We start from the raw sequence: 22,103 nt of genomic DNA on the forward strand, positions 1-22,103 counted from the left end.
CGCTGAGGCCTCCCCGGAGTCGCCTCAGCTGTTGCTGTTCGAGCGGCCGAAGAACTCGATCTCGGCTATGGCCACCTGCTTCTTGTCGTCGGCGCCGTAGGCGGAGCGGAGGGTGAAGCGGACGGCTACGGCGTCGCCGACGCGGAACTTGCGGCGTTGGGCGCCGGCGCCCTGGTCGAGGTTGATCATCTTGGTGGAGGTGGAGCCGTCGGCCGCGGTGATCTTCGCCTCGATGCGGTGCGGGCGGGCCGACTCCTGGAGCTGGTCCACCCTCTTCGAGACGCCGGGGGTGATGAGCACGTCCAGCAGTCGGGTCGGCTGCTGGAACCGGGCCTCCAGCCACTCCCCCTCGCCGGACTGCGTGACACCCGGGCCCCACCACGTGTTGCTGCGGATGTCGAAGGCCAGCTCCGGCTTGTGACCGGGGAACGAGCGGGACGCCTTGAAGGTGTCCGGGACGACCGGGGCGCGCTTGGCGAAGTGGTCGCGGGCCGCCTGGTAGCCGTCGTCGGCCTGGAAGGCGAGGGTGACGATCAGGGTGAGGACGAGGGCGCCGACCACCCAGTTCAGGATGTGGCCGAAGCCGCGGCGCAGGCGGGGGCGGTCGCCCGCCCACGGGGTCTCCGTGTTGCGGCCGTTCAGCATCCGGCGCCACCACGGCAGCCGTCCCGGTTCCTCCGCGCGACCGGCCATCGGCATCGCGCAGCGCGCGCAGAAGTGCCGGTCCGGCCGGGTGGGAGTCGCGCACCACGGGCAGGGAACACCGCCCTCGGTACCGAACTCCGGTCCGGGGGTGCGGACTTGGGGGCGCTGCGCGTCGGGGCGGCCCGGCAGTACGGGTGCGACGGCCGGCTCCGCCGGGGCACGGGGTTCGGGGTCGGCGACGGGGACCAGGAGGGACCTGGCCCGGTCGGCGGCCGAGGGCGCGGGAGGGGGGTTTCCGTGGGTGGGGAGGGGGGTGGTGGGGGCGGCTGTCGGCAGGCGGTCGGTGTCGGCCTCGTCCTCGTGGCGGGGGGGGGGGGGGGGCGGTTCGGGGGTGGTGGGGGAGGCGGGAGCCGCTGCGGATGCGGCTGTCACCGGCGTGGTGGACGCCGGGGGCGGGGTGGCGGCCGGCGTTCCGGTGCCGGGTGCCGGCGTGGTGCTGCCGGGGTGCCGGATGTCGGTGGCCGGGGTGTCCGTTCGGACCGCCGCGGCCGCCTCCGGGGTCCGCCTGTGGGTGACGTCGGCCGCGGTCGCCCTCGGCTGGCCGGCGTCGTGGGCCGTGCGGGCCGTACCCGTGCCGGTGCCCGGGAGGGCGAAGGCGTCCCAGCCCGGCTCGTCACCGGTCGTCGTTCGTCCGGTGGGCGCCGGGGCGGGGGCAGAGGGTGTGCCTCCCGCGCGTCCGGCGTTCCCGTGGTCGGGGGCGGTGTCCGTCGTACGTCCGGTGTCCGGGCCGTCGGCGGCGCCGTTCGTCGCGCGGCCGGTGTTCGTCCGGTCTGTGTTCGTCCGGTCCGTGGTCGCCCGGTCCGGGGCGTCGGACCAGCCGAGTACCGCGCCGCAGGCGTCGCAGAAGGACTGGCCGGGCTCCCCGCGGGTTCCGCATTCGGCGCAGCTCTGGGCCTGGCCGGTGCCGGGGGTCTGGCTGGTCATCTCTCGGGGATCCTTTCGGCGGCGGTCACCTGGACCGTGTAGGGCATGTGGGCGGGGCGGGCGGCGGCCACGAGGCTGTCCAGGCGGTGTTCGTCCGCGGGGGTGGGGTGGGGCAGGCGCAGGGTCACGTGGAGCCGGGGGCGGTGTTCGCCGGGGACCGGGCCGAGGGGGCGGGCGTCCCAACTGGCGGCGCCGCTCTCGGTGATCTCCGGGGTCACGCCGAACACCAGGCGTACCGCCTCGGACAGGCCGCGCCGGGTGCCGCGTACCCGGTGCAGATACGCGGCGGCCGCGACCGCGGCGCGCAGGCGGGCCTCCGGTTCCGTGCCGTCGGTCTCGGCGCCGACCCAGCCGGCCAGCCACTGGGTGAAGTCCAGGGGGGCCAGCGACGGGGTGAAGTAGGAGTCCAGGCAGTCGAGGACGGAGAGGATCGGGGCGAGTACGTCGTCCAGGCCGCCGACGAATCGTTGGGCGAGGTCGTCGTCGGCGAAGACGGCGGGGAGCATGGTGCCGATGGGGGTGGAGGAGCCGAGGCCGTCGATGGAACCTCTCATGGGCTGACCCCCATCCGGTGGCCTTGGGTGGCCGGTGCTTCTGAGGCGCCCGGCGCTGCAGGCTGTGCCCACCCGTTCCGCTCTGCGGAACGATTGCCCACAGCGGTAACAGCGAAGGCGGCGCTCACGGCTTGTCCCCGATCACGCGGACCCGGTGGTCGAAGGAGAAGACCAGGGACGGGGGCGAGAGGTCGATGCGGTCGGTGGGGTCGCCTCGTTTGCCGGTGAGGGGGTCGGCGGGGTGGAGTTGGACGTCGTCCACGAGTTCGACGCCGGGGACGCGTTGGAGGACGGCGAAGACCTCGCCGGACTGGACGGGGCGGCCGAAGGGCCAGCCGCGGCCGTCGGCGCCGCCGGTCAGGGGGTCGAGGTGGCGGTAGAGGGCGTCGTGGGCCTGGCGGCGGACTTTGTCGGTGTCCGTGCCGCGGAAGGCGTGCAGCGTGGCGACGACGGTGATGCCCTGGTAGAAGGGCGGGCCGACGGCCAACCGGGTGCCTATCAGGCGGCGTTCGTCCAGGTGACGGGTGATGCGGCGCAACAGGGCGTCACCGGGGACCAGTTGTTCGAAGCGGAGGCGGCCGCCCGGGTCCGGGACGGCTTGCGGGACCACCAACACCCTGACCGCGTACGCCCCGTGCTCGCCCTCCTCGCCCTCCAGACAGGTGATGCGGGCGGTCTCGGGGGCGGCGCGGCGGGCAAGTTCCTCGTAGTCGCGCAGGGTCACCGCGCGTTCCTGGGCGCGCAGGGTGATCGGCGCCCGGACCTTCGCCTCCTCCACGGTCTCGGCATCGACACCGCCGCGCGCCGCCTCGCGGTTGACGACTTCGGAGACGTACGGGACGGAGGTGCGCAGGACGCGTACGGCACCCCGGGCCACGTTTCCGGCCCGGCCGCCTCCCGTGCGGTAGCGCACGGCGCGGATGACGGCGCCCTTCGGAGCGACGGCCCCGTACTGGCGCAGGGTGCCGTCGGGCTCCCGTACCGCCGGGCCGAAGGCGATCTCGCCGGTGGCGGCGTCGAGGGTGATGTGCCGGTCGTACGGGGCGGACCCGGCGAAGGAGGGGACGACCTCCCAGTCGTTCCAGCCGTCGTGCTCGGCGGTCTGCAGCAGTACGGGCGGGGTGTCGCCCACCACCGGGCAGTGGGCGAGCCGCAGCCGCTGCCCGGGCAGGCCGGTGGACTCGCCGAGCGCCTCGTCGTACACGGTCTCGGCGTGTACGACGGTGGTGGTGCCGCCGATGGTGAAGGCCTCGGCGGCGCGGACGGTCGGCGAGGTGGTGTAGAAGGGCTGGCCGGGGAGGGGTTCGGTGACCCGGCAGCGCAGCCAGCCGGCCTCCTGCCCGCCGGTGCGGGACAGGGTGTGCCCGCCGGGGATGTGGAGGACCACCTCACCCGGGCGGTTCAGGCCGCCCGTGCCGTCGCGGTCGACCTCACACTCCGTCCAGCCGTCCTCGGTCCACGCCTCCCAGACCAGCGGCGGCTGCCGCGGGTCCACGCCGACGCCGTCGACACGGCTGTCCAGCTCCAGCACGACCGCGCACGTCGGCACGGCGGCGGTCAGCCCGAACAGCATGCAGTCGCCGGGCCGCGGGGACTCGGCGAAGCACATCAGGTCCTTGCCCTCGACGAGGTCGGTCGTCCGGTCGGCGACCGGCTCACCGCCCCGCTGGGTCACCAGATGCCGCAACTCACAAGGAACGACGGACAGTTCGCGCTCGGTGGCGAAGACGACCGCCTCCTCGCTCTCGGTGCGCACGGTGGCGACCTCGGTGCCCACGGGCAGCAGGATCGGCTCCTCCTGCGGCGCCGACAGCCAGAAGGTGACATCCGTGCGGGCGGCCGACGGCGGGAACAGGGTGATGCCCACCAGGTCCAGGAAGGCCAGATGGTTCTTCTCCGGCACCCGGTTGAGCCGGTAGACGATCTGGTCGGCCATGTGGGCGACCGTCTCCACCAGGGTGACGCCGGGGTCGGAGACGTTGTGGTCGGTCCACTCCGGGGCCCGCTGCTGGATGTAGCGCTTGGCGTCGTCGACGAACTGCTGGAAGCGGCGGTCGTCGAGGTTCGGGGAGGGCAGGGCCATCAGCGGTCGCTTTCGGGACGTTCGGAGCCTTCGGAAGCCAGGCCCGGCTCGTCGTGGGAGGGGATGACGTAGAACGGGAAGACCAGGCTGCGCGGGTTGTTGGTGCCGCGGATCGCGTAGCGGACGTCGATGAAGAGGACGCCCTGGTCGGCGCCCGCCGTCACCTCGACGTCGGTCACCTCGATACGCGGCTCCCAGCGGTCGAGGCTCGCGTACACCTCGTGCTGGATACGGCCGGCGGTGGCCTCGTTGACCGGCGCGAACACCAGGTCGTGGATGGCGCAGCCGAATTCGGGGCGCATCGGCCGCTCACCCGGCGCGGTGGCCAGCACGAGCCGGATGGCCTCCTCGACCTCGCGCTCCCCGCTGACCAGGGCGATGCCCCCGGTGGGTCCGATGCGCAGCGGGAACGCCCAGCCGGATCCGACGAACTGCTCGGCCATCAGCGGGCCACCCCCCTTTCTGGAACGTCTGGAACATCTGGAACGTGTGAATCTTCGGCGGACTTCAGGGCTCCGGCCGTCACGGGATCGGATACGGCTTCTTGTTGACCGTCACGATGCCCATGATGTCCACGTTGGCCGCCCGGAGCGCCGCCTGGCCGACCGCACTGATCTGCACGGTCCCGGCCGCGTTGATCGTCGCGGCACCGGCCGCGTTCATGGAGAGGGCGCCCACCGCGTTGATGTTGACCGCGCCGCCGAGCGACCTCAGGCCGACCATGCCCTGCCCCTGGAGGTTGAGGGGCCCGCCGCTCCTGATGGTCACGGACCGCAGCGCGCTCAGCGTCAGATCGGTCCCGGCCTTCACGGACACCGAGGTACCGCCCGTGATGCTGACGGCCCCCCTGCTGTCCACCGTGATCTCCGTCTTCGTACGGTCGAGGTTGATGATCAGCCGGTCGTTGCCGCTGGCGATGCGGACGCCCTGCTTGCGGAGGCCGGTCTGCTGGCTGAGCAGGTCCACCCGGTTGCCCTCGCGGTCGGACAGGGTGTGCCGGATCGCCTTCTTCTTGACCGGGTCGTGCAGCCACACGTCCTTCACGGGGGTGGGTTTGTCGACGCCGTTGTAGAGGCCGCCGATGACGAACGGGTGGTCGAGCGCGCCCCGGTCGAAGGCGACCAGCACCTCGTCGCCGACGTCCAGCGGGAAGATCCCGCCGCCGCCCTTGCCGCCCATCTGCACGGTCCGCGTCCAGTCGCTGACGTACGCGTCGTCCAGCCACGGGAACTGGAGCTTCACCCGGCCCTGCTTCAGCGGATCCTGTACGTCGGTGACCAGCGCGTTGGCCACGCTCGGCAGCCGGGGTGCCGCCGTACCGCCGCCGGAGGTCAGGCCGAACAGCGAACGCCACTGGCGGCCGCTGACGGTCACCCAGGTCTCGTAGTGGCTGCCGTCGCCGAAGGAGTGCCGTACGGAGGTGCAGGTGTACTTGCCCTCGAACGGGGCGCCCACCTCGGTGAGCGTGACCGGCACACCGGGGCGCAGCTTGGGGTTGCCGCGCACGGTGACCTCCAGCTCGGCGAAGGCGGAGGTGATGTCGTCGGCGAGGGAGCCGGCGGCGTGCGTGACCTCGGTCTGGAGGTCGTACGGAGTGTCGGTCTCGACCAGCTTGGCGGCCTTGAACGCGGCCGCCGCCTTCTGCGGGGTGGTGCCGATGGCGATACCGGGGTTGGCCTTCGCGGGGGTCGTCGCGGTGAGCTTCTTCTTCGTCGTGACGTTCCAGCCGCGCGCCTCGACCTTGCCGACCTGGTCGGCGGCGGTGACGGCGGCCCGGCAGCGCAGGATGTCCACACCGGCCTGGAGCACGAAGGGGCTCTTCTCGCCGGGGGTGCTCGTCGGGGGCGCGCCGGACGCCGGCTTCGGCTTGACGAACTGGAACTTCCCCTTGGCGTCCAGCGACATCACCATCTCGTTCTCGTCGGCCAGCCGCGCGAGGAAGTCCCAGTCCGTCACATTGGACTGGCTGATGAAGTCGTAGACCGTCTTGGTGGACTGCACCTGCCCGACCGGGATGCCGTTCATCGCGGCCAGCTTGCGGGCGATGTCGGCGGCCGTCTGGTTGCGGTACGCCGCCACCCTGCGCACCCGCATCAGCCGATGGCCCGGGTCGTAGCCGCGGACGACGGTGAAGGTGCCGGTGCCGTCGTAGTCGGTCTCCATGCCGGTGACCTCGCCGGTGAGCAGCGGGGACGCGGCGCCCTGCCCGTCGGCGACGGGGGCGATGACGACCTTGGAGCCGAACCTGACGTTCAGCTTGCCCAGCAGCAGCCCGTGCGGGTCCCGGAAGGTCAGCCGGAACGCGCCGGGCACCCCGGCGCCGAGATCGACCCAGCCGCCGACCAGCAGGTCGGCGTACTCGGTGGGCAGTTTCTTGCCGTCGAGGGTGACATGGATGACGTTGGAGAAGGACGGCTTCACCATCAGAAACCCACCTCCTCGGCGGCCGGGAGGACGAGTTCGATGCCGGTGGGCAGGTGGGTGGGGTCGTCGATGCCGTTGGCCTCGGCGATCGCCCGCCACGCGGACGCGTTGCCGTACTCGCGCCACGCCAGCGACTGCAGCGAGTCGCCCGCCACCACCCGGTGCACGCTCTGCGCGGTGAGCGCGCCCGACGTCGGGTTCTGCCCCTTGGTCGTACTGGGGATCTCGTGCAGCGACATCCGGCAGGTGGCCCGGATCGGCACACCGGTCGTCCCGAACAGGGAGTACGTGACGTCCACGGAACTGACGTACGCGGTGAAGCGGGCCGTCGAGAACGACCCCCACTGGAACACCACCCAGGGCGGCGACGGCTGCTTCGCGGCGAGGCTCTTGGCCGTCACCTCGCAGCAGGACAACAGGGATTCCACCTTCTTCAGCACCGTGTTGCCGCTCGGCTTGTCGGAAGAGTCGAGGAAGATCTCGACGTTCATCTCCCGGGGCTCGGGCCCCATGAACTCCGGCAGCGCGCCGTCGCGTACGGCCGCGCTGACCGTCGTCTTCCACTGGGCGCGCCGGCTCAGCGTCAACTCGGACGGGTTGAACTCGAAGTTGAACGTCTTCATCAGCCCGCCCGGCGTCGTGCTCGTCCCGACCGGCGGCTCGTGAATGGCCAGCGTGGCCCGCACGAGACTCTTGCCCGCGCCGCCCCTGCTTCCCTTCGCCATGTCCTGGTCCCCGCCCCTCAGTCCGTGAATCCGTGGTGCGTGATCTCCAGGACCTCGGTCGCCACGCTGGGGTTGGCCGGGTCCAGGGACGGCCCCTGCCAGCTCACCGGCAGGACGTCGATCAGCCCCCAGTGCGCCACCTCCGAGCCGTCCGCGCGCAGCGCCGCGATCTGGGCCGTCGGCCGCTTGACCCCCGTGGCCACGGACGAGATCCACGCCGCGACCTTCGCCGTGTCCGGTGTCAGCGGCCTTGTCAGCCGGATGTTCGAGAACGTCACACGCGACGGGAGCTGCCAGACGAACCCGTTGTTCCCGCCCTCCTGGCGGTGCTCGATCTCCACCGTCGACGACAGCCCTTCACAGCCGTTGAAGTAACCGAGGCTCTCGCCGTCGATCGTCAGCGTGAAGAAGATGGTGGAGCCCGGGTCGAGATCGCGGGGCATCGGGGAGGGCCTTTCTGCGGACGGGGGTCGGGTGGTGCGGGCCGGCTTTGTCGGGGGCTGGTGTCGGCGGATCAGTGGCGGGGGTCGCGGAGTTTGCCGATGCGCTCGCGGTCGAGACGGAGTTCGGTGCGGACGAGACGGGTGATCCGGCCGATGAGCTTGTGCGTCAGTTCGTCGAGCTGGAAGTCGGTGAGGGAGCGGGGGTCGAACTGGGCCTTGGGGGCTTCGTCGTTGTTGTTGGGTGACGGGCCGGTGGGCGGTGAGGCGGCCGAAGCGGTGCGGTGCGCCGAGGGGGCCGCTGTCGCTGTTACGGGGGAGACGGCTGTGGTTGTGGTGGCGGTGGTGGGACGGAGGGAGGTTTCCGGGGCTCGCTGGATCGCGGTGGGGAGTGGGGGTGTGGGTGCGTGGGGGGTCGTGGGGGTGAGGTCGGGGGCAGTGGCGGCTTCGCGCTGGGTGACTGCCCTGGCGGGGAGCGTGCTCGGCCGCTGTGGTGCCCGCGGGGGTGTCGTGGGGGCGACGGTGAGGGGGATGGCGGTACGGGATGCGGGCTTGTCGGCCGTGAGGCGTTGTACGGCGGGGCCGGTGCCCGGGGACGGCCGACCTGTCGTGGGCGTGGGGCGGCGCAGGGGTACGGCGGGTTGCGGGGCCTGACGCTGGACGGCGGAGGGCGCGGTGGCGGGTGCGGTGGCGAGGGGGAGCGATGAGGTGAGGGCGCGGGTGGGGGTCAAGGGGCGTGCGGGGGTGGCGATGGGTGCGAATGCGCGTGGCGTGGGGGCACCGGTGGTGGTGGTCGTTGTCGGCGGCGTGGTCCTGGTTGCGGGGGCGCGTTGTACCGCGGGCTTGGGGCCTTCGGCTGGGGCGCCGGTGGCTGAGGGGGAGGCCGTGGCTCGCTGTACGGCGGGGGTGCTGAGGACCGGGCGGGTCAGGGGAACGGCAGGGGGGCGGTGAAGTGGCTGGGGCGGCGTCGGCGCTGGCGCCGGTGCGGGTGCGGGAGCTTTCGGGGGCTGAGGGATCGGGGCTGGGGTGTGCTTCGCCGTTCCCTGGTGTGGTGTGGTGGCCCGCTGTACGGGAGAGGGGGCGGCTGGGCGTGCACCGCCGGGGGCGGTGTGCCCGGAGAGGGGCTTCGCGTCTTGGGGCGGGGTGGAGAGGGGGGCGCCGAGCAGGGGGCGCTGACGGGGGGCGGTGGTGCGCTGGATCGGGGGAGCCGGGGGGCCCGAGGGGGTGGTCGGGCTGGTGGCCTCGGCGTGGGTTCGGTGTGCCTGGCCCGGGGGTGTGGTCGGTCCGGTCGGCTGAGTGGAGGGGGCCGACGGCGGAGGGGCGGCGGCGACGCTGGGTGAGGATGCCGGGCTTGGGGGCGCGGGTGTGTCGGTGGGGGCCGGCACATTGCCGGAGGCCGACGCGTTCCTTCCGGAGGTCGGGGCGTTGCCTGAGGCCGGTGCGTTCCCGGAGGTCGGGGCGTTCCCGGAGGTCGGGGCGCCGAGGCCCATGCGCCTTGCCCCGCCGGAGGTGCGCCGCTGTACCGGGTGTGTGGCAGCGACGGGGGGCGTGCTCGGCGGGGTCGGCGTGGTGACAGGGATGACAGGGGTGGCGGGGGTGGCGGGGGCAGGATGATTCTGCCCAGGAGCAGGCGAGTTCGCGGCGGCCGGCTTCGCGGCTGGGGCGACTGGGGCTGCGGGGTTGCTGGGGCCGGTTGCTGCCGCCGTAGTGCCGCTGCTGGTGGCTGACGTCCGTTGGATGTTGGCCTGCGCGCCGAGAGGGTTGCCGCCTGATGGACCGGCGGAGGGCGTGCCTCGGGTGCCGGTGCCGGGGGGCTGGCTGTTGGCGTCGGCCGGGCGGCCGGGCACGGGCGCCGGGTTGCCGGGACTGGTCGGCGCGTTGGGGGAGTGGGGCGTGGGTCCGAAGGAAGTGGCCGTGGGGCCGCCGGGGCCGGCCGGTGCCCGTTGGGCGTTGACGTCCGCGCTGTCGGGGGTGGCCGATGCCCTTTGGACGTTGGCAACTGCGTTGCCGGAGGTGGCCGTGCCGTTGGAGTCGGCCGCCGTGCCGTCGGGGTTGGAGGCCGTACGGGCGGAGGCGCGTGGCGCGCCGCTGCGGTCGGTGGTCGCTCTCTGGACACCGATCACCGCGTCACCGGTGCTGGTGGGCCTGCCGCTCGGGCCATCAGCAGACCTACCGGCGCCAGCTGTCGTCGTGCTGCCGCTGCCGCTGCCGCTGCCGCTGCCGCTGCCGCTGCCGCTTGTCGTCGCGTCGCGGCCGTGCGTCGGTGTGCTGGGGCTGGTCGGCGTCGCGGACGGGCTGGTTGGAGTTCCGGCGGGCCCGGCTGCCGTACGGCTGGGACCGGTCGCCGTCCGCTGGACGTTGACCGCTCCGCCGGAAGGGCCGCCGGTCGCAGTACGTCCGGGGCCGCCGACCATCCTGCCCGAGCCCGAGCCCGAGCCCGAGCCCGAGCCCGAGCCCGAGCCCGAGCCCGAGCCCGAGCCCGAGCCCGAGCCCGAGCCCGAGCCGGTGGCGGTGCCAGAGCCGGAGCTTGTGGCTGCGTCGGCGGTCGGGCCTGGGGGGTTGTTCGATGTGCCGCTGGGGTTGATCGCCGCACGCTGGATGCCGGCCGCCGGGTTACCGGGGCCGGTCGCCCTCGTGCCAGGGCCGCTCGACGTCGCGCCGGGATCTGTCGTCGTACCGGCTGCCTCACCCGCTGTGTTGCCGTGTCCGGCCATCGATCGTTGGGCGTTGACCCCCGTGTTGCCGGGGCTGGTCGGCGTGCCGCCGTGGCCGCCCACGGTCCCGCGCGGGCCGGCCGATGCTCCGGTGGAGTTGGTGTTCGCTGTGCTGGGGCTGGTTGTCGTACGACTGGGTCCGGCTGCTGCCCGTCGGGTGCTGACCTCTGCTCGGCTGGGGACGACAGGAGTGTCGCCAGGACGGGTAGCCGTGCCGGACGGGCCGGCTGCCGTCCCGGCGGAACCAGTTGCCGTTCCGGCGGAACCGGTTGGCGTCCCGGCGGGGACAGTTGCCGTCCCGGCGGGATCGGCCGACGTACGGCCGGCGTCGGCCGTCGCCCGCTGGATGCCGAGCCCCGCGTGCCCGAGGTCGGCCCCCATGTCGCGGGGACCGGTAGCCGTGTCGGCGAAGCCGCTCCCCGAGGCGTCGACGCGACCACTCGCTCCGGTAGGCGCCGTGGCTTCACGCGGGCCGACGGACGCGCCGACCGGACGCGCACCGGAATCAGCCGCGCCCGATGCGGAAGATCCGGACGCCGTAGACGCGGACGCGGTACCGCCCGGTGCCGCATGCCCCGACGAGGCACCACCCGAAGCCGTATGCGCTGACGCGGTACCGCCCGACGCCCCGGCGACCCCGGAACCCTGCGGCCGTGCCGTCGGCAGTGTCCGGCGCTGCACGGCAGGCGCGGCGGGAACCTTGGTCAGCGGGGTCGGACGGGCGGTGCGGGGCGGTACGGGAGTCACCCGGGGCCCGGTCGGGCGGGACGGCGTGACCTGGTACGGCGCTCGCTGCACCGGCAGTGCGTCGCCGGGCAGGTTGGCGGGGGCCGGAGGCTCGTCGTTCGCCACCGGCAGGGTGCGCGAGGGCAGTTCGAGGCCGGAGACGGGTGTCGCCGACGTGGTGAGGACGTCCTTGACCAACCCGCCCGGCGCTCCGGGCAGGACGGCGTGGGACAAGGTCCCGGTGAAGGACGGGTTCTGCCAGGTGCTCAACCGCCCACTGAACCCGGCGTCCGCGACAACGGCCCGCCCGTCGATGGCCCGCTGAATCGGAGCAAGCCCCTCCCAGCCACCGACCGAGGCGACCCCGCCGACCGGAGCAGCCCCGCCGACCGAGGCGACCTCGCCGACCGAAGCAGCCCCACTCACCGGAGCAGCCCCACTCACCGGAGCAGCCCCACTCACCGAAGGTGCTCCAACCACTGAAGGTGCTCCAACCACCGAAGCCGAACCGGCCCCAGCCGTCATCCCGGTACCCGAGCCACCCCCGGTACCCGACGCACCACCCTCAACCCCGCCCCGGCGCCCCGCCGCCCCGGCGGCACCCCGTAGGCGATCCAAGAACCCCACGTGTCAGCCCTCCGCCCCGCCCCGTGTCACGAGGGACGCGATCTGTTCGGTGTAGCGGCGGCGGTCGTGGTGTTCGAGGTCGAGGATCTCCTCGAAGCCCCAGTGGAAGTGGTAGGCGACGTACGCGATCTCCTCGTGCAGCCGGTCGGTCGCGTACGTCACGATTCCCCCAGGCGGCTCCCGCCGAGTTCGACCTCGAAGGGCTCGGAGCAGTGGGGGCACTCCACGGCGGCACGGGTGTGACCCTCCGCGTTGACCTGCCGGTAGAAGTCCTGCAGGAACGCGAGGTCGGACGCGAACATGTTCTCCACGATCCCGTCGTGGACCATCGGCAGATTACCCAGCCGGGTGATGACCCGGCCGAGCAGCACGACCGACAGATACGCCGGGTTCTCCTGGACGCGGACGTCGCGGAGCGGGATCAACTCGTCCCGGGCGGTGGCGAGACGCATCACGCCCTCCCGGTGGACGTTCCCCGCCTCGTCGACATAGCCGCGCGGCAGCTCGAACGGGAACTCCGTCCGCAGCCGCTGCGCCACCGGCGCCACGGCCGGAGCCGGAGCCGGCACGGGAGAAGGAGCGGAGCCCTGGGCGGGGGCGAAGGCGGAAGCGGCCGCAGCCGATCCGCCCCCCGCACCCGCGCCCACACCCGCACCCGCGCCCATGCCCGCCACCGACTCCGGACCCGCTGCCCCCGGACCCGGGCTCGGTACGTCCACGATCGAGCCCGCGCCCGCCCTGGCAGCCGTACGCCGCATTACTCGATGACCAGTTCTTCGAAGACGATGGTCACGGTCTCGGTGAGCGCGGACGCCTCGCCCGCCTTGAGGGTGCTCGCGTCGATCTTGCTGCACCAGGCGTTGCGCATGTTGTACCGCTTCACCGGATTGTTCTGATAATCCATCATGATGATCGACGCGTTCTTACGGGCCGAGCTCATCTGACCGTTGATCGAGTCGTTGATCCACGTGTTGAACGCGGCCGACTGGGTCATACCGCGGACCACGGTGCACTGCCCGTTCTTCTGCACACCGGGCAGAAGGTTGACCTCGGGCCGGCCCTGGGCGGAGTTCTGCTGATACGTGATGACGTCCTGTTCGAGGCTGAGGCCGCTGACCTCCGCGAGGTACTCGACCATCACCCCGTCGATCTGCAGGCCGAAATTATGTGAAGTAAGGGCGTCACCCGGCGCGAGACTCATCTGTTCTCTGTCCTTCTAGGCGTCTTGACGATTGGCGTACGAGGGCGGGGAGGAAGCGGAGGGACGGCCTACTCCTCCAGCTCCCCGTTGCCGCTGGAGAACTGCGCCAGCCGGAAGATCACGAACTCGGCGGGCTTGACCGGGGCGATACCGATCTCGCAGATGACCCGGCCGAGGTCGACCGACTCCGGCGGGTTGGTCTCCTCGTCGCACTTGACGTAGTACGCCTCCTCGGGACGCTGGCCGAAGAGGGCGCCCTGGCGCCACTCGTTGACCAGGAACGCGGAGACGTTGCGCCGGATCCGGGCCCACAGCGCGTGGTCGTTCGGCTCGAACACCACCCACTGGGTGCCGATCAGGATCGACTCCTCCAGGTAGTTGAAGTACCGGCGGATGTTGAGGTAGCGCCAGGCCGGGTCGGAGGACATGGTGCGGGCGCCCCAGACGCGGATGCCGCGGCCCGGGAAGGCACGGATGCAGTTGACGCCGATGGGGTTGAGGAGGTCCTGCTCGCCCCGGGTGATCTGGAGCTCCAGGTCGACCGCGCCGCGTACGACCTCGTTGGCGGGCGCCTTGTGAACACCGCGCTCGAAGTCGTTGCGGGCCCAGACGCCGGCGACGTGGCCGCTCGGCGGGACCACGCGGGACTGGCCGGTGGCCGGGTCGAAGACCTTGACCCAGGGGTAGTAGAGGGCCGCGTACTTGGAGTCGTACCCGGCGGTCTCCTGGCGCCAGACCCGGATCTGACGGGCGTTGAGGCCGGGCGGCGGGTCGATGACGGCGACCCGGTCGCCCATCAGCTCGCAGTGCGCGATCAGACCGAGCTGGACGGCCTTGACCGCCTCCAGGTCGATCGCGCCGCGCTGGTAGGCGGCCATCAGGTCGGGCACGGCGACCATCGAGATCTCGTCCACGGCCTCCAGGCCGCCGAAGCCGGTGCGGTCGGCGGAGTCGCCGAGGTACTCGGCGGGGCCGGGGTGGCCGTCGTCCGTCGCGGTGGGGGAGACGGGGGCGGGAGCGGCGGGGGCCGCCAGCGCCACGGTCTGGTTGTCGGGGCGCGCGAGCTGCGCGGCCGGCGCCGCCTCCTGGACCGTGATGAGCTTGGAGCGCTCCTTGACCTGGGTGACGACGTAGTTGCGGCCGCCCTTCTTGGCGGTCACGTCGAACGTCTCGACGGCCTTGTCGCCGTCCTTGACGATCAGCTTGAACCGCTCGGCCGGGCCCTCGCCCTCGGGGTCGGCGACCTCGACGCTGAGCGAACCGCCCGCGATGGCGGTCACGTTGAAGGTGCCCAGCTGCTTCGGCTCGCCCGGGGGGAGCGCGGCCGGCGCGGCCGAGCCCGTCACGGCGGCCGGTCCGCCGGCGGACGCGCCCTGGTCGGAGCCGCCGACCCGGACGACGTACGCGGCGCTGCCGCCGTTGTTGAAGAACCCGTACACCGAGTGCGCGAGGTAGTAGCCGTCGGTGAACTCGCCGAAGGCCGCGACGTACTGGGACCAGTTGGTCACCAGGGTCGGCTCGTTCAGCGGACCGGTCGGGGCCAGGCCGACGAAGGCGGCCACCGAGGTGCCCACACCCTCGATGGGACGCGAGCCGCTGGCCACCTCCTCGACGTAGACGCCCGGCGACAGGTAGGACGGCATGCTCTGCTCTCCTTGGGGTACGAGACAGGTCGCCTCTCACCCTCACGCGCGAAGCGCGTCCCCCGAAACGTCCTTGCGGGCCTGGTCGGGGGCAGCTCTGTTGCCCCCAGGGGCAGCCCGCCGGGCCCCGATGCCCCCTCGCCCGCAGGGACTGCCCCCGACGCTGCCCCTCCGGCTCTCCCGGCGGCCGGCGCGGTCCGGTATCTCTGGGGTGCCAACCGTGGAGGAGCTTCGTGCGCGCACAGGAACGGCGGGACGACCGAACCGCCACCCATCGGCAGAACACCGGCCGGGCGTCGGCGATGACGCCCCAGGCGCAGCGGTTGCTCGCGCTCCAGCGTCTGGCGGGCAACGCGGCTGTGGCCCGAGCGGTCGAGGAGGAGCGGCACGAGCACGGTGCGAACTGTGGCCACGGCGCGGAGGCGCAGCGCTCGGCGGCGGTGCAGCGCTCGGCCGTGCACGAGGTCCTGCGCTCGCCGGGGCAGCCTCTGGAGACCGGACTGCGTACCGAGATGGAGAGCAGGTACGGCGGCGGTGCCGACTTCAGCGGCGTACGGGTCCACACCGACACCGTGGCCCAGCGGTCCGCGGCGGACATCGGCGCGAAGGCGTACACGTCCGGGGCCCATGTGGTCTGGGACGGCCGGGACAAGCCCACGCTCGCCCATGAGCTGAAGCACTACCTCCAGCAGAGCGAAGGCGCTGTGCCCGGTACCGACAACGGCTCCGGGCTCAAGGTCTCCGATCCCGGGGACTGGGCCGAGCGGGAGGCGGAGGAGACCGCGCGGCAGGTGATGTCCGCTCCCGTGCAGCGCGCCGTGCCGGAACCACGGGCCGCGCAGCACACGGGCGGGGGCGCGACGGAGAGTGCCGGCGTCCGGCGTCCGGACCGCGGAGGCACCGCCGTACAGCGTGCGGGGGGCGACTGGAAGAACAACCAGACGAAGAAGGAACTCAAGTCCTACAAGACGGCCAATGCCGGCTCTGTCATCGTGGACACCTTGCACCACATCGTGCCCAAGTCGGATTTGAAGCTTCTGAGCAACCTGCTCACGCCGTCCCAGTGGCAGCTCGTCGCCGATGAGCTTCGCGCTGTCGCGCCGACGGCGTCGTTTCCCCTCACCGTGGCCTCCGCGGACGCCCTGAGCAAGGCCCTGGCCAACGTGCCCGCGAACTACGTCATCGGACCCCGGCCGGAGCAGCGCAACGACGATCCGGGGAACAGCGGCCCCGACCTCAACTTCAGCGGGGGCGCCACCACCCCGCGCTCGGCGGAGCTGCAGAAGGCGTACGACTTCGTCAACGCCCACCGGTCCGCGACGGCCGGCACGATTCCCAGCGCGGATCTGCAGACGAACTTCATCGACCCGATCAAGGCCGCCTGCACCACCCATGGAACGGCGGTCGGCCTGGACTCGTCCCGGGCCGGCTGGTCCCAGAACCCGGCCCTGGAGTGGAGCCGCGCGAAGTGACGTCCGGCGGTCGCGGACCGCCCGGTCCGCGCACGTGTCCTTTCGGGCAGTGCGACCGTGCACCTTCTCCTCCTGACCGGGCTTCCGCTCTGCCGGTAGCGTCCCGATGTGAGCCTTTGGACTTCCCTCGAACCCGCCTCCGCGACTGTGGACCCGGGGAGCAGTACGACCGTGCGGCTGCGTTTGCGCAACACCGGTGACGTGGTCGACGAGTACCGCTTCGAACCCGTCGGTGACATCGCGCCCTGGACGACCGTGGAGCCGCAGACGCTCCGGTTGTACCCGGGGACCACCGGGTCGGTGGACCTGACGTTCGCGCCGCCGCGGACTCCGGACGCGACGGCGGGCCCGAACGCGTACGCGGTGCGGATCACGCCGACCGAGCACCCGGAGGCGACGACGGTCCCCGAGGGGAATCTGACGATCACGCCGTTCACGGAGGTGCGGGCGGAACTCGTCCCGCCGACCGTGAAGGGGCGGTTCCGGGGGCGGCCCAAGCTCGCCGTGGACAACCTCGGCAACACCAAGGTGACCGCGTCGGTCAGCGGCAGCGACAACGGCGATCAGTTGTCGTACGACATCCATCCGAGCAATGTGCAGATCGAGCCCGGTCGTGCCGCGTTCGTGAAGGCCACACTGAAGCCGCGGCAGATCATCTGGTTCGGGTCCAAGGAGGAGCGGCCGTACACCTTCGCGGTGAAGCGGTCGGGGGTGACGCCGCTCGATGTCGAGGGCACCTATGTGCAGCGGAGCTTCCTGCCGGGCTGGCTCGCCACCTGTCTCGGCGTGTTCCTGGCGCTGGCGATCACCTTCCTGACGCTGTGGCTCGCCTACAAGCCCCAGGTCACCAGCGCCGCGACCGAGCTTCAGGAGACCTCCGTCAGCACGCTGCCGCCCAGCCCCTCGGCGCCGGCGTCGACCCCTCCGCCGCCCGCTCCCTCCGCTCCTCCCGCCACCTCGGCACCCCCGCAGGTGACGGAGACGGAGAGCGACGGCGGAAGCGGCGGTGGCGGCGGGTCCGGCGGGGGTTCCGAGGAGAAGAAGAAGCCCGCGCCCACGGCCGCGACCGCCGTGCGCCAGCTGGCTGCGGCCGACCCGGGCGGCAGGCACATCTGCTACCGCGCCTTTGTGAGGGGCAAGGGCTGGACGGCCCCGGAGTGCGACGGCGACACCGCCGGCACGGTGGGCCAGAGCAGGCCGCTCACGGCCCTCAACATCGCGGTGTCCGGGGTCAACGGCACGGCCAGCGCCGCCTTCGTCCACAACCTCGACTCGACCAACGGACAGGGCCACTACGTGGAGCCCTGGGCGGCCGCGCTCGACGGCTTCGACAACTACGTCGGGGACAGCAAGAAGGACGCCCCGGCCATGCTGGGCTTCACCATCAACGTCGACGAGGGCGGCAAAGGGGTCTGCCAGGCGGTCCACCAGAAGGACCGGGGCTGGCAGAACCTGGCCTGCGACAAGCCCAACGAAGGCGAGCGCTACATCTTCGGCGGCACCCTCGACAACGGCGTCTGGCTCGAAGCCGTCAAGTTCACCGTGTGACAAGGGACTTCGCGGCGGTCCCGGTGACCGTCGGGGCAGCCGAGCCTGCCCCGACGGCTCCTGACCGGACGCCGTCCGCCCCGTAGCGTCCCTCCGTGAGCCTTTGGACTTCTCTGGAACCCGTGTCCGCCACGGTGGATCCCGGTGGCAGCGCGACCGTGCGACTGCGGTTGCGCAACACCGGTGACGTCGTCGACGAGTACCGCTTCGAGCCGGTCGGCGACATCGCGCCCTGGACCACCGTGGAGCCGCAGACCCTGCGGCTGTACCCGGGGACGACGGGGACCGTGGAGCTGACGTTCGCGCCGCCCCGCACTCCGGACGCGACGGCCGGTCCGAACCCGTACGCCGTACGGATCACACCGACCGAGCACCCCGAGGCGACGACCGTTCCCGAGGGGAACCTGACGATCACGCCCTTCACCGAGGTACGGGCGGAGCTGGTGCCGCCGACCGTGAAGGGGCGGTTCCGGGGGCGGCCGAAACTGGCCATCGACAACCTCGGCAACACCAGGCTCACCGCCGCGGTCAGCGGCAGCGACAACGGCGATCAGTTGTCGTACGACATCCATCCGAGCAATGTGCAGATCGAGCCCGGTCGTGCCGCGTTCGTGAAGGCCACGCTGAAGCCGCGGCAGATCCTCTGGTTCGGGTCCAAGGAGGAGAGACCGTACGCGCTCGCCGTCCAACGGGCGGGCGTCGCACCGCAGTCCGTGGACGGCACCTATGTGCAGCGGAGCTTCCTGCCGGGCTGGCTCGCCACCTGTCTCGGGGTGTTCCTGGCGCTGGCGATCACCTTCCTGACGCTGTGGCTCGCCTACAAACCCCAGGTCACCAGCGCCGCCACCGAGCTCCAGGAAGCCGGTACGAAGGTCGAGCCGAGCGCCAGCCCGTCCGCGATGGCCCCGGCGCCGAGCATCTCCGCGGCGCCGCTGCCCTCGGAGACGCCCGAAGCCCCCAAGCAGGAGGAGCAGCCCGAGGACTCCGGTTCCGACTCCGGCTCCGACTCCGATTCGGGGTCCGGTTCCGGGTCCGGGTCGGACAAGGAACCGGAGACGGAGACCACCTCGAAGAGGCCCGCCGCCAAGGGATTCCTGATCATCGGTCGGGGCTCGAACCGCTGTATCGACGTCAAGACCGGGGCGGACGGCGAGGGCAAGGACGGCACCCCGCTCTGGATCTGGGACTGCCTCGGCGGCGCCAACCAGAAGTGGGACTTCCGGGGCGACGGCACCGTGCGCTCCCTCGGCCTGTGCATGGACGTCGCCTGGGGCTCCCGGGACGACGGCGCAGTCATCCAGCTGGCCAGGTGCAGCGGCAACCCCGCCCAGCAGTTCGTGCTCAGCACCGAGGGCGACCTGGTCAATCCGCAGGCCGACAAGTGCGTCGACGTGAAGGACAACGGCACCGGCAACGGCGCCAAGCTCCAGCTGTGGACGTGCGCGGGCACGCCCAACCAGAAGTGGCGCGTGGAGTGACACCGGTCGGGGCCGCCACCGCCGCCGCCACTGGGGCCCCCGGCTACCAGTTGCCCTCGCCCGGCACCAGTCGGCCGGCCTTGCGGTACTCGCGCTCCGCGCCCTCCCGCAGGTCGGCAGTGGTGACCGGCCCGGCGCGCCCGGCAGCGGCGTAGGCGGCGGTGACGACCGCGCTGCGGATCGAACCGCCGGCCAGCTCGAAGTCGCGGGCGACCGCCGCCGGGTCGATGTCGTCCGCGCGGGGCACCGCGGCGAGGCTGTGCCGCCACAGCGCCAGCCGCTGGGCGGTGTCCGGGAACGGGAAGTCGACCACCAGGTCGAGCCGCCGGGTGAACGCCTCGTCGATGTTGGCCCGCAGATTGGTGGTCAGCAGGGCGATGCCGTCGAACGACTCCAGCCGCTGGAGCAGATAGGCGCTTTCCATGTTGGCGTACTTGTCGTGGGAGTCCTTCACCTCCGAGCGCTTGCCGAAGACGGCGTCCGCTTCGTCGAAGAGCAGCACGGCGTCGGTGCGGTCGGCCTCGGTGAAGATCCGTTCGAGGTTCTTCTCGGTCTCGCCGACGTACTTGTCGACGATCGAGGAGAGCTGCACGACATAGAGGTCGAGGCCCAGTTCGGCGGCGACGACCTCCGCCGACAGCGTCTTGCCGGTGCCCGACTCGCCCGCGAAGAGCCCCAGGACACCGCGGCCCCGGCCGCCTCCGGCGCTCAGCCGCCAGTCGCCGAGCACCCGGTCGCGATGACGGGCGCGCAGGGCGAGTTCCCGCAGCTGGGCGAGGGGCTTGTCCGGCAGGACGAGGTCGTCCCAGCCGACGTCGGGGCGGATCCGGCGGGCGTGCCGCTCCAGCCCTGACGCGGACTGCAGCCGCGCCGCGAGCCGCAGATGGGCGGCGGTCACCTCGGTGCCGTCGAACGCCGCGAGGTCCACGGCCGCCCGGACCGCCCGCTCGATCCGGTCACCACCCAGCCGGTAGGGCGCGACCGTGGCCGCCAGGTCGAACCCCGGCCCGTCCGCCCCGGCCCCGAGCGCGGCCGCCCAGGTGTCCACCGCGCCCGCGGGCGGCCGGGGCACGTCGAGGACCAGCGGATCACGGTCGCACCACTGCGGGTCGTACGGCTGCGCCCCCACGCACAGCACGGACACATCGGCAGCCGTCAACGCCCGGAAGAGCGGCCCCGGCTTCTCCGGCAACGGCGACACCACGAGCGCGCAGCCGCGCAGCCGGGCCTCGCGCAGCAGCCGGGGCAGGAGCGCGGTGAGCTCCTCCTCGGCCACCGGGGGCGTGAAGTGCAGGGCCGCCACCCCCGCCGTACCCAGGGCGGCCACGGCACGCATCAGCCCGTCGCCCTCCCGGTGCTCCCGCAGATGGACGGTGACCGGGGCGGCGGCCAGCCGGGCGGCCAGCCGGGCGGTGAACCCGCCGTCCTCCGCCGACAGGGACGAGGCCGGGGACGACGGCGACGCGAGCGGACGGACATGGCCGACGAGCGCCGCGTCCAGCGTGTCGTCGCCGAGCAGATGCGCGACCAGCCGGTCCGGCACCCGCAACGCCCGGCTGAGGAAGGGGCGTTCGGGATCCTCGACGGTCAGCAGCCCGAGCGCGCTCAGCGGCGCCGAGGGACGGAACCGGGCGCGCGCCTCCGCGAGATGCACGGGCAACCCGCACAGATCCAGCGCCAGCCCGACGGTGGCCCGGCGCCGGCTCACGTCGTCGTTCAGATACCCGTACAGCTGCTCGTAGGAGCGGTCCAGGTCGGGCGCGAGGGCGATGAGCAGGATCCGCGCGTCCAGCTCGGTGAGCCCGAGCCGCCCCGCGAGCCGCTCCAGCGGGCCGTCCGGGACCGGCTCCGCGTCCGCGAAGCCCTCGCTGTTCTCGAACACGGGGACGTACGACCCCGCCGAGGGCCCCAGCAGATGCCGTACGGCCTCCTCGGACAGATACAGCCCGCGCAGGGGGTCACCCGCCGTCGGGTCACCGGCACCGCGCTCGGACACCAGCTCGGCGACGCGATCGCGCAGCCGGGCGAGGCGGAGGAGGAGCACATTGATGGTGGGGGAGGCGTGGGCCGACCGGGGGTTGGGGGAGGCGTGCGTGGTCACCGCTGCCGTTCTCCCGTGTTCGGCTCTCCTGTGTTCGACTCTCCCGTGTTCGGCGCGGACGCCAGGTGCCGTGGCCGGTGGGCACGCTCCTGCGAACCCTCCAGGGAGCCGTCCATGCCGCGTACGCGGACGGTCGCGCCCTCGGTGACCGGGGGACCGGCGTCGTACTCGGGGAAGGCCGGGAAGGGGGCGGTGACCACGAGGTCGACGGACGGCTTCAGTTCGCCGCCCAGCGCGGACCAGATCTCGGCCAGGGACCGGGACTCGGAGTGCAGCCCCGCCACCGAGACCGGCACCGACAGGCCCAGCGCGCCGAGCGCGCCCGGGAGTTCGTCGGGGGGAAGCAGCTCGCGCGGCAGCAGGGTGGCCAGCACGGCGGAGAGCAGCCGGTGTTCGTCCTGGGGCTGTTTCGTCCAGGCGGTGACCAGGTACGACAGCCGGAACCAACGGGGCGGCTGACGGCGCCGGACGACGATGTCGCGCTCGTCGCGGACCGGCATGTGGCCGCGCTGCCGGCGGGAGACGTCCTCACGGATGTCGTACAGATACGTGTTGATGGTGGGCGCGTTGCGCCGGGCCGCCCAGTCGCGGGTCGGGGCCTCGAAGGAGACGTCGATGCCGGAGCCGGCCAGGGCACCACCGCCGATCAGTCCCTTGAGGACGTCGTCCACCTCGTGGATCACGGTCGTGCTCCTGCTGTGTCGTGTGCCTGTCCGCCGATCGTGCCCTGTGCGGGGC

Annotated in this window: 18 protein-coding genes; 4 read left to right on the plus strand and 14 right to left on the minus strand. The window is 72.4% G+C overall.

What is annotated here, in order from left to right:
* Nucleotides 1–24: 24 nt before the first annotated feature.
* The 8 genes from JIX55_RS34960 to JIX55_RS34995 all read right to left on the minus strand — a co-directional run bounded on the left by JIX55_RS34960 (nt 25) and on the right by JIX55_RS34995 (nt 8,586).
* Nucleotides 25–1,629, minus strand: a complete 1,605-nt coding sequence (locus tag JIX55_RS34960; RefSeq protein WP_257567226.1) for an NADase-type glycan-binding domain-containing protein — start codon at nt 1,627–1,629, stop codon at nt 25–27.
* Complete coding sequence (locus JIX55_RS34965) at nt 1,626–2,183, minus strand: phage tail protein (protein ID WP_257567227.1); 558 nt, start codon at nt 2,181–2,183, stop codon at nt 1,626–1,628. The genes JIX55_RS34960 and JIX55_RS34965 overlap by 4 nt, the downstream gene beginning before the upstream one ends.
* A 124-nt stretch (nt 2,184–2,307) precedes the next feature.
* A complete protein-coding gene (locus tag JIX55_RS34970; protein ID WP_257567228.1) occupies nt 2,308–4,266 on the minus strand; it encodes a putative baseplate assembly protein in 1,959 nt (652 codons plus the stop codon).
* Nucleotides 4,266–4,709, minus strand: coding sequence for a GPW/gp25 family protein (locus JIX55_RS34975; RefSeq protein WP_257567229.1), 444 nt, complete (start codon nt 4,707–4,709; stop codon nt 4,266–4,268). The genes JIX55_RS34970 and JIX55_RS34975 overlap by 1 nt, the downstream gene beginning before the upstream one ends.
* A 79-nt stretch (nt 4,710–4,788) precedes the next feature.
* Nucleotides 4,789–6,690, minus strand: coding sequence for a VgrG-related protein (locus JIX55_RS34980; RefSeq protein ID WP_257567230.1), 1,902 nt, complete (start codon nt 6,688–6,690; stop codon nt 4,789–4,791).
* Nucleotides 6,690–7,415, minus strand: coding sequence for a CIS tube protein (locus tag JIX55_RS34985; protein ID WP_257540377.1), 726 nt, complete (start codon nt 7,413–7,415; stop codon nt 6,690–6,692). Before JIX55_RS34985 ends, JIX55_RS34980 begins: the two co-directional genes overlap by 1 nt.
* Before the next feature lie 17 nt (nt 7,416–7,432).
* Nucleotides 7,433–7,858 carry a phage tail protein gene (locus JIX55_RS34990; RefSeq protein WP_257540375.1) on the minus strand — a complete coding sequence of 142 codons (426 nt, stop codon included), beginning with the start codon at nt 7,856–7,858 and terminating at the stop codon, nt 7,433–7,435.
* A gap of 71 nt (nt 7,859–7,929) precedes the next feature.
* On the minus strand, nt 7,930–8,586 hold the full coding sequence (locus tag JIX55_RS34995; protein ID WP_257569739.1) for an extensin: 657 nt from the start codon (nt 8,584–8,586) through the stop codon (nt 7,930–7,932).
* Nucleotides 8,587–9,847: 1,261 nt separating this feature from the next.
* On the opposite strand from JIX55_RS34995, the gene JIX55_RS35000 reads away from it, so the two are divergent.
* Nucleotides 9,848–11,620, plus strand: coding sequence for a hypothetical protein (locus tag JIX55_RS35000; RefSeq protein WP_257567231.1), 1,773 nt, complete (start codon nt 9,848–9,850; stop codon nt 11,618–11,620).
* Nucleotides 11,621–11,925: 305 nt separating this feature from the next.
* Here JIX55_RS35000 and JIX55_RS35005 read toward each other — a convergent pair whose 3' ends face one another.
* The 4 genes from JIX55_RS35005 to JIX55_RS35020 form a co-directional block, all read right to left on the minus strand.
* Complete coding sequence (locus JIX55_RS35005) at nt 11,926–12,084, minus strand: DUF6760 family protein (RefSeq protein WP_013000546.1); 159 nt, start codon at nt 12,082–12,084, stop codon at nt 11,926–11,928.
* Nucleotides 12,081–12,680, minus strand: a complete 600-nt coding sequence (locus tag JIX55_RS35010; protein ID WP_257567232.1) for a hypothetical protein — start codon at nt 12,678–12,680, stop codon at nt 12,081–12,083. The genes JIX55_RS35005 and JIX55_RS35010 overlap by 4 nt, the downstream gene beginning before the upstream one ends.
* Nucleotides 12,680–13,123 carry a phage tail protein gene (locus JIX55_RS35015; protein ID WP_257540363.1) on the minus strand — a complete coding sequence of 148 codons (444 nt, stop codon included), beginning with the start codon at nt 13,121–13,123 and terminating at the stop codon, nt 12,680–12,682. The genes JIX55_RS35010 and JIX55_RS35015 overlap by 1 nt, the downstream gene beginning before the upstream one ends.
* A gap of 68 nt (nt 13,124–13,191) precedes the next feature.
* Nucleotides 13,192–14,766, minus strand: a complete 1,575-nt coding sequence (locus JIX55_RS35020) for a phage tail sheath subtilisin-like domain-containing protein (RefSeq protein ID WP_257567233.1) — start codon at nt 14,764–14,766, stop codon at nt 13,192–13,194.
* Between the two features lie 233 nt (nt 14,767–14,999).
* Here JIX55_RS35020 and JIX55_RS35025 point away from each other — a divergent pair, with 233 nt between their 5' ends.
* From JIX55_RS35025 to JIX55_RS35035, 3 genes are all read left to right on the plus strand, one after another.
* Nucleotides 15,000–16,238, plus strand: coding sequence for an eCIS core domain-containing protein (locus JIX55_RS35025; protein ID WP_306820064.1), 1,239 nt, complete (start codon nt 15,000–15,002; stop codon nt 16,236–16,238).
* A gap of 108 nt (nt 16,239–16,346) precedes the next feature.
* Nucleotides 16,347–17,786 carry a hydrolase gene (locus tag JIX55_RS35030; RefSeq protein WP_257567234.1) on the plus strand — a complete coding sequence of 480 codons (1,440 nt, stop codon included), beginning with the start codon at nt 16,347–16,349 and terminating at the stop codon, nt 17,784–17,786.
* Between the two features lie 95 nt (nt 17,787–17,881).
* The gene (locus JIX55_RS35035) at nt 17,882–19,264 is read left to right on the plus strand and encodes a ricin-type beta-trefoil lectin domain protein (RefSeq protein ID WP_257567235.1); all 1,383 of its coding nucleotides are present in this window, start codon (nt 17,882–17,884) and stop codon (nt 19,262–19,264) included.
* A 43-nt stretch (nt 19,265–19,307) separates the two neighbouring features.
* On the opposite strand, the gene JIX55_RS35040 is transcribed toward JIX55_RS35035, so the two are convergent.
* Together JIX55_RS35040 and JIX55_RS35045 are read right to left on the minus strand one after the other, a co-directional pair.
* Entirely contained in the window at nt 19,308–21,365 is a 2,058-nt protein-coding gene (locus JIX55_RS35040; protein WP_257567236.1) for an ATP-binding protein, read from the minus strand.
* Nucleotides 21,362–22,048, minus strand: a complete 687-nt coding sequence (locus tag JIX55_RS35045; protein WP_257567237.1) for a DUF4255 domain-containing protein — start codon at nt 22,046–22,048, stop codon at nt 21,362–21,364. The genes JIX55_RS35040 and JIX55_RS35045 overlap by 4 nt, the downstream gene beginning before the upstream one ends.
* Between the last annotated feature and the right edge of the window lie 55 nt (nt 22,049–22,103).

This window comes from Streptomyces sp. DSM 40750, from assembly GCF_024612035.1.
Taxonomy (GTDB): domain Bacteria; phylum Actinomycetota; class Actinomycetes; order Streptomycetales; family Streptomycetaceae; genus Streptomyces.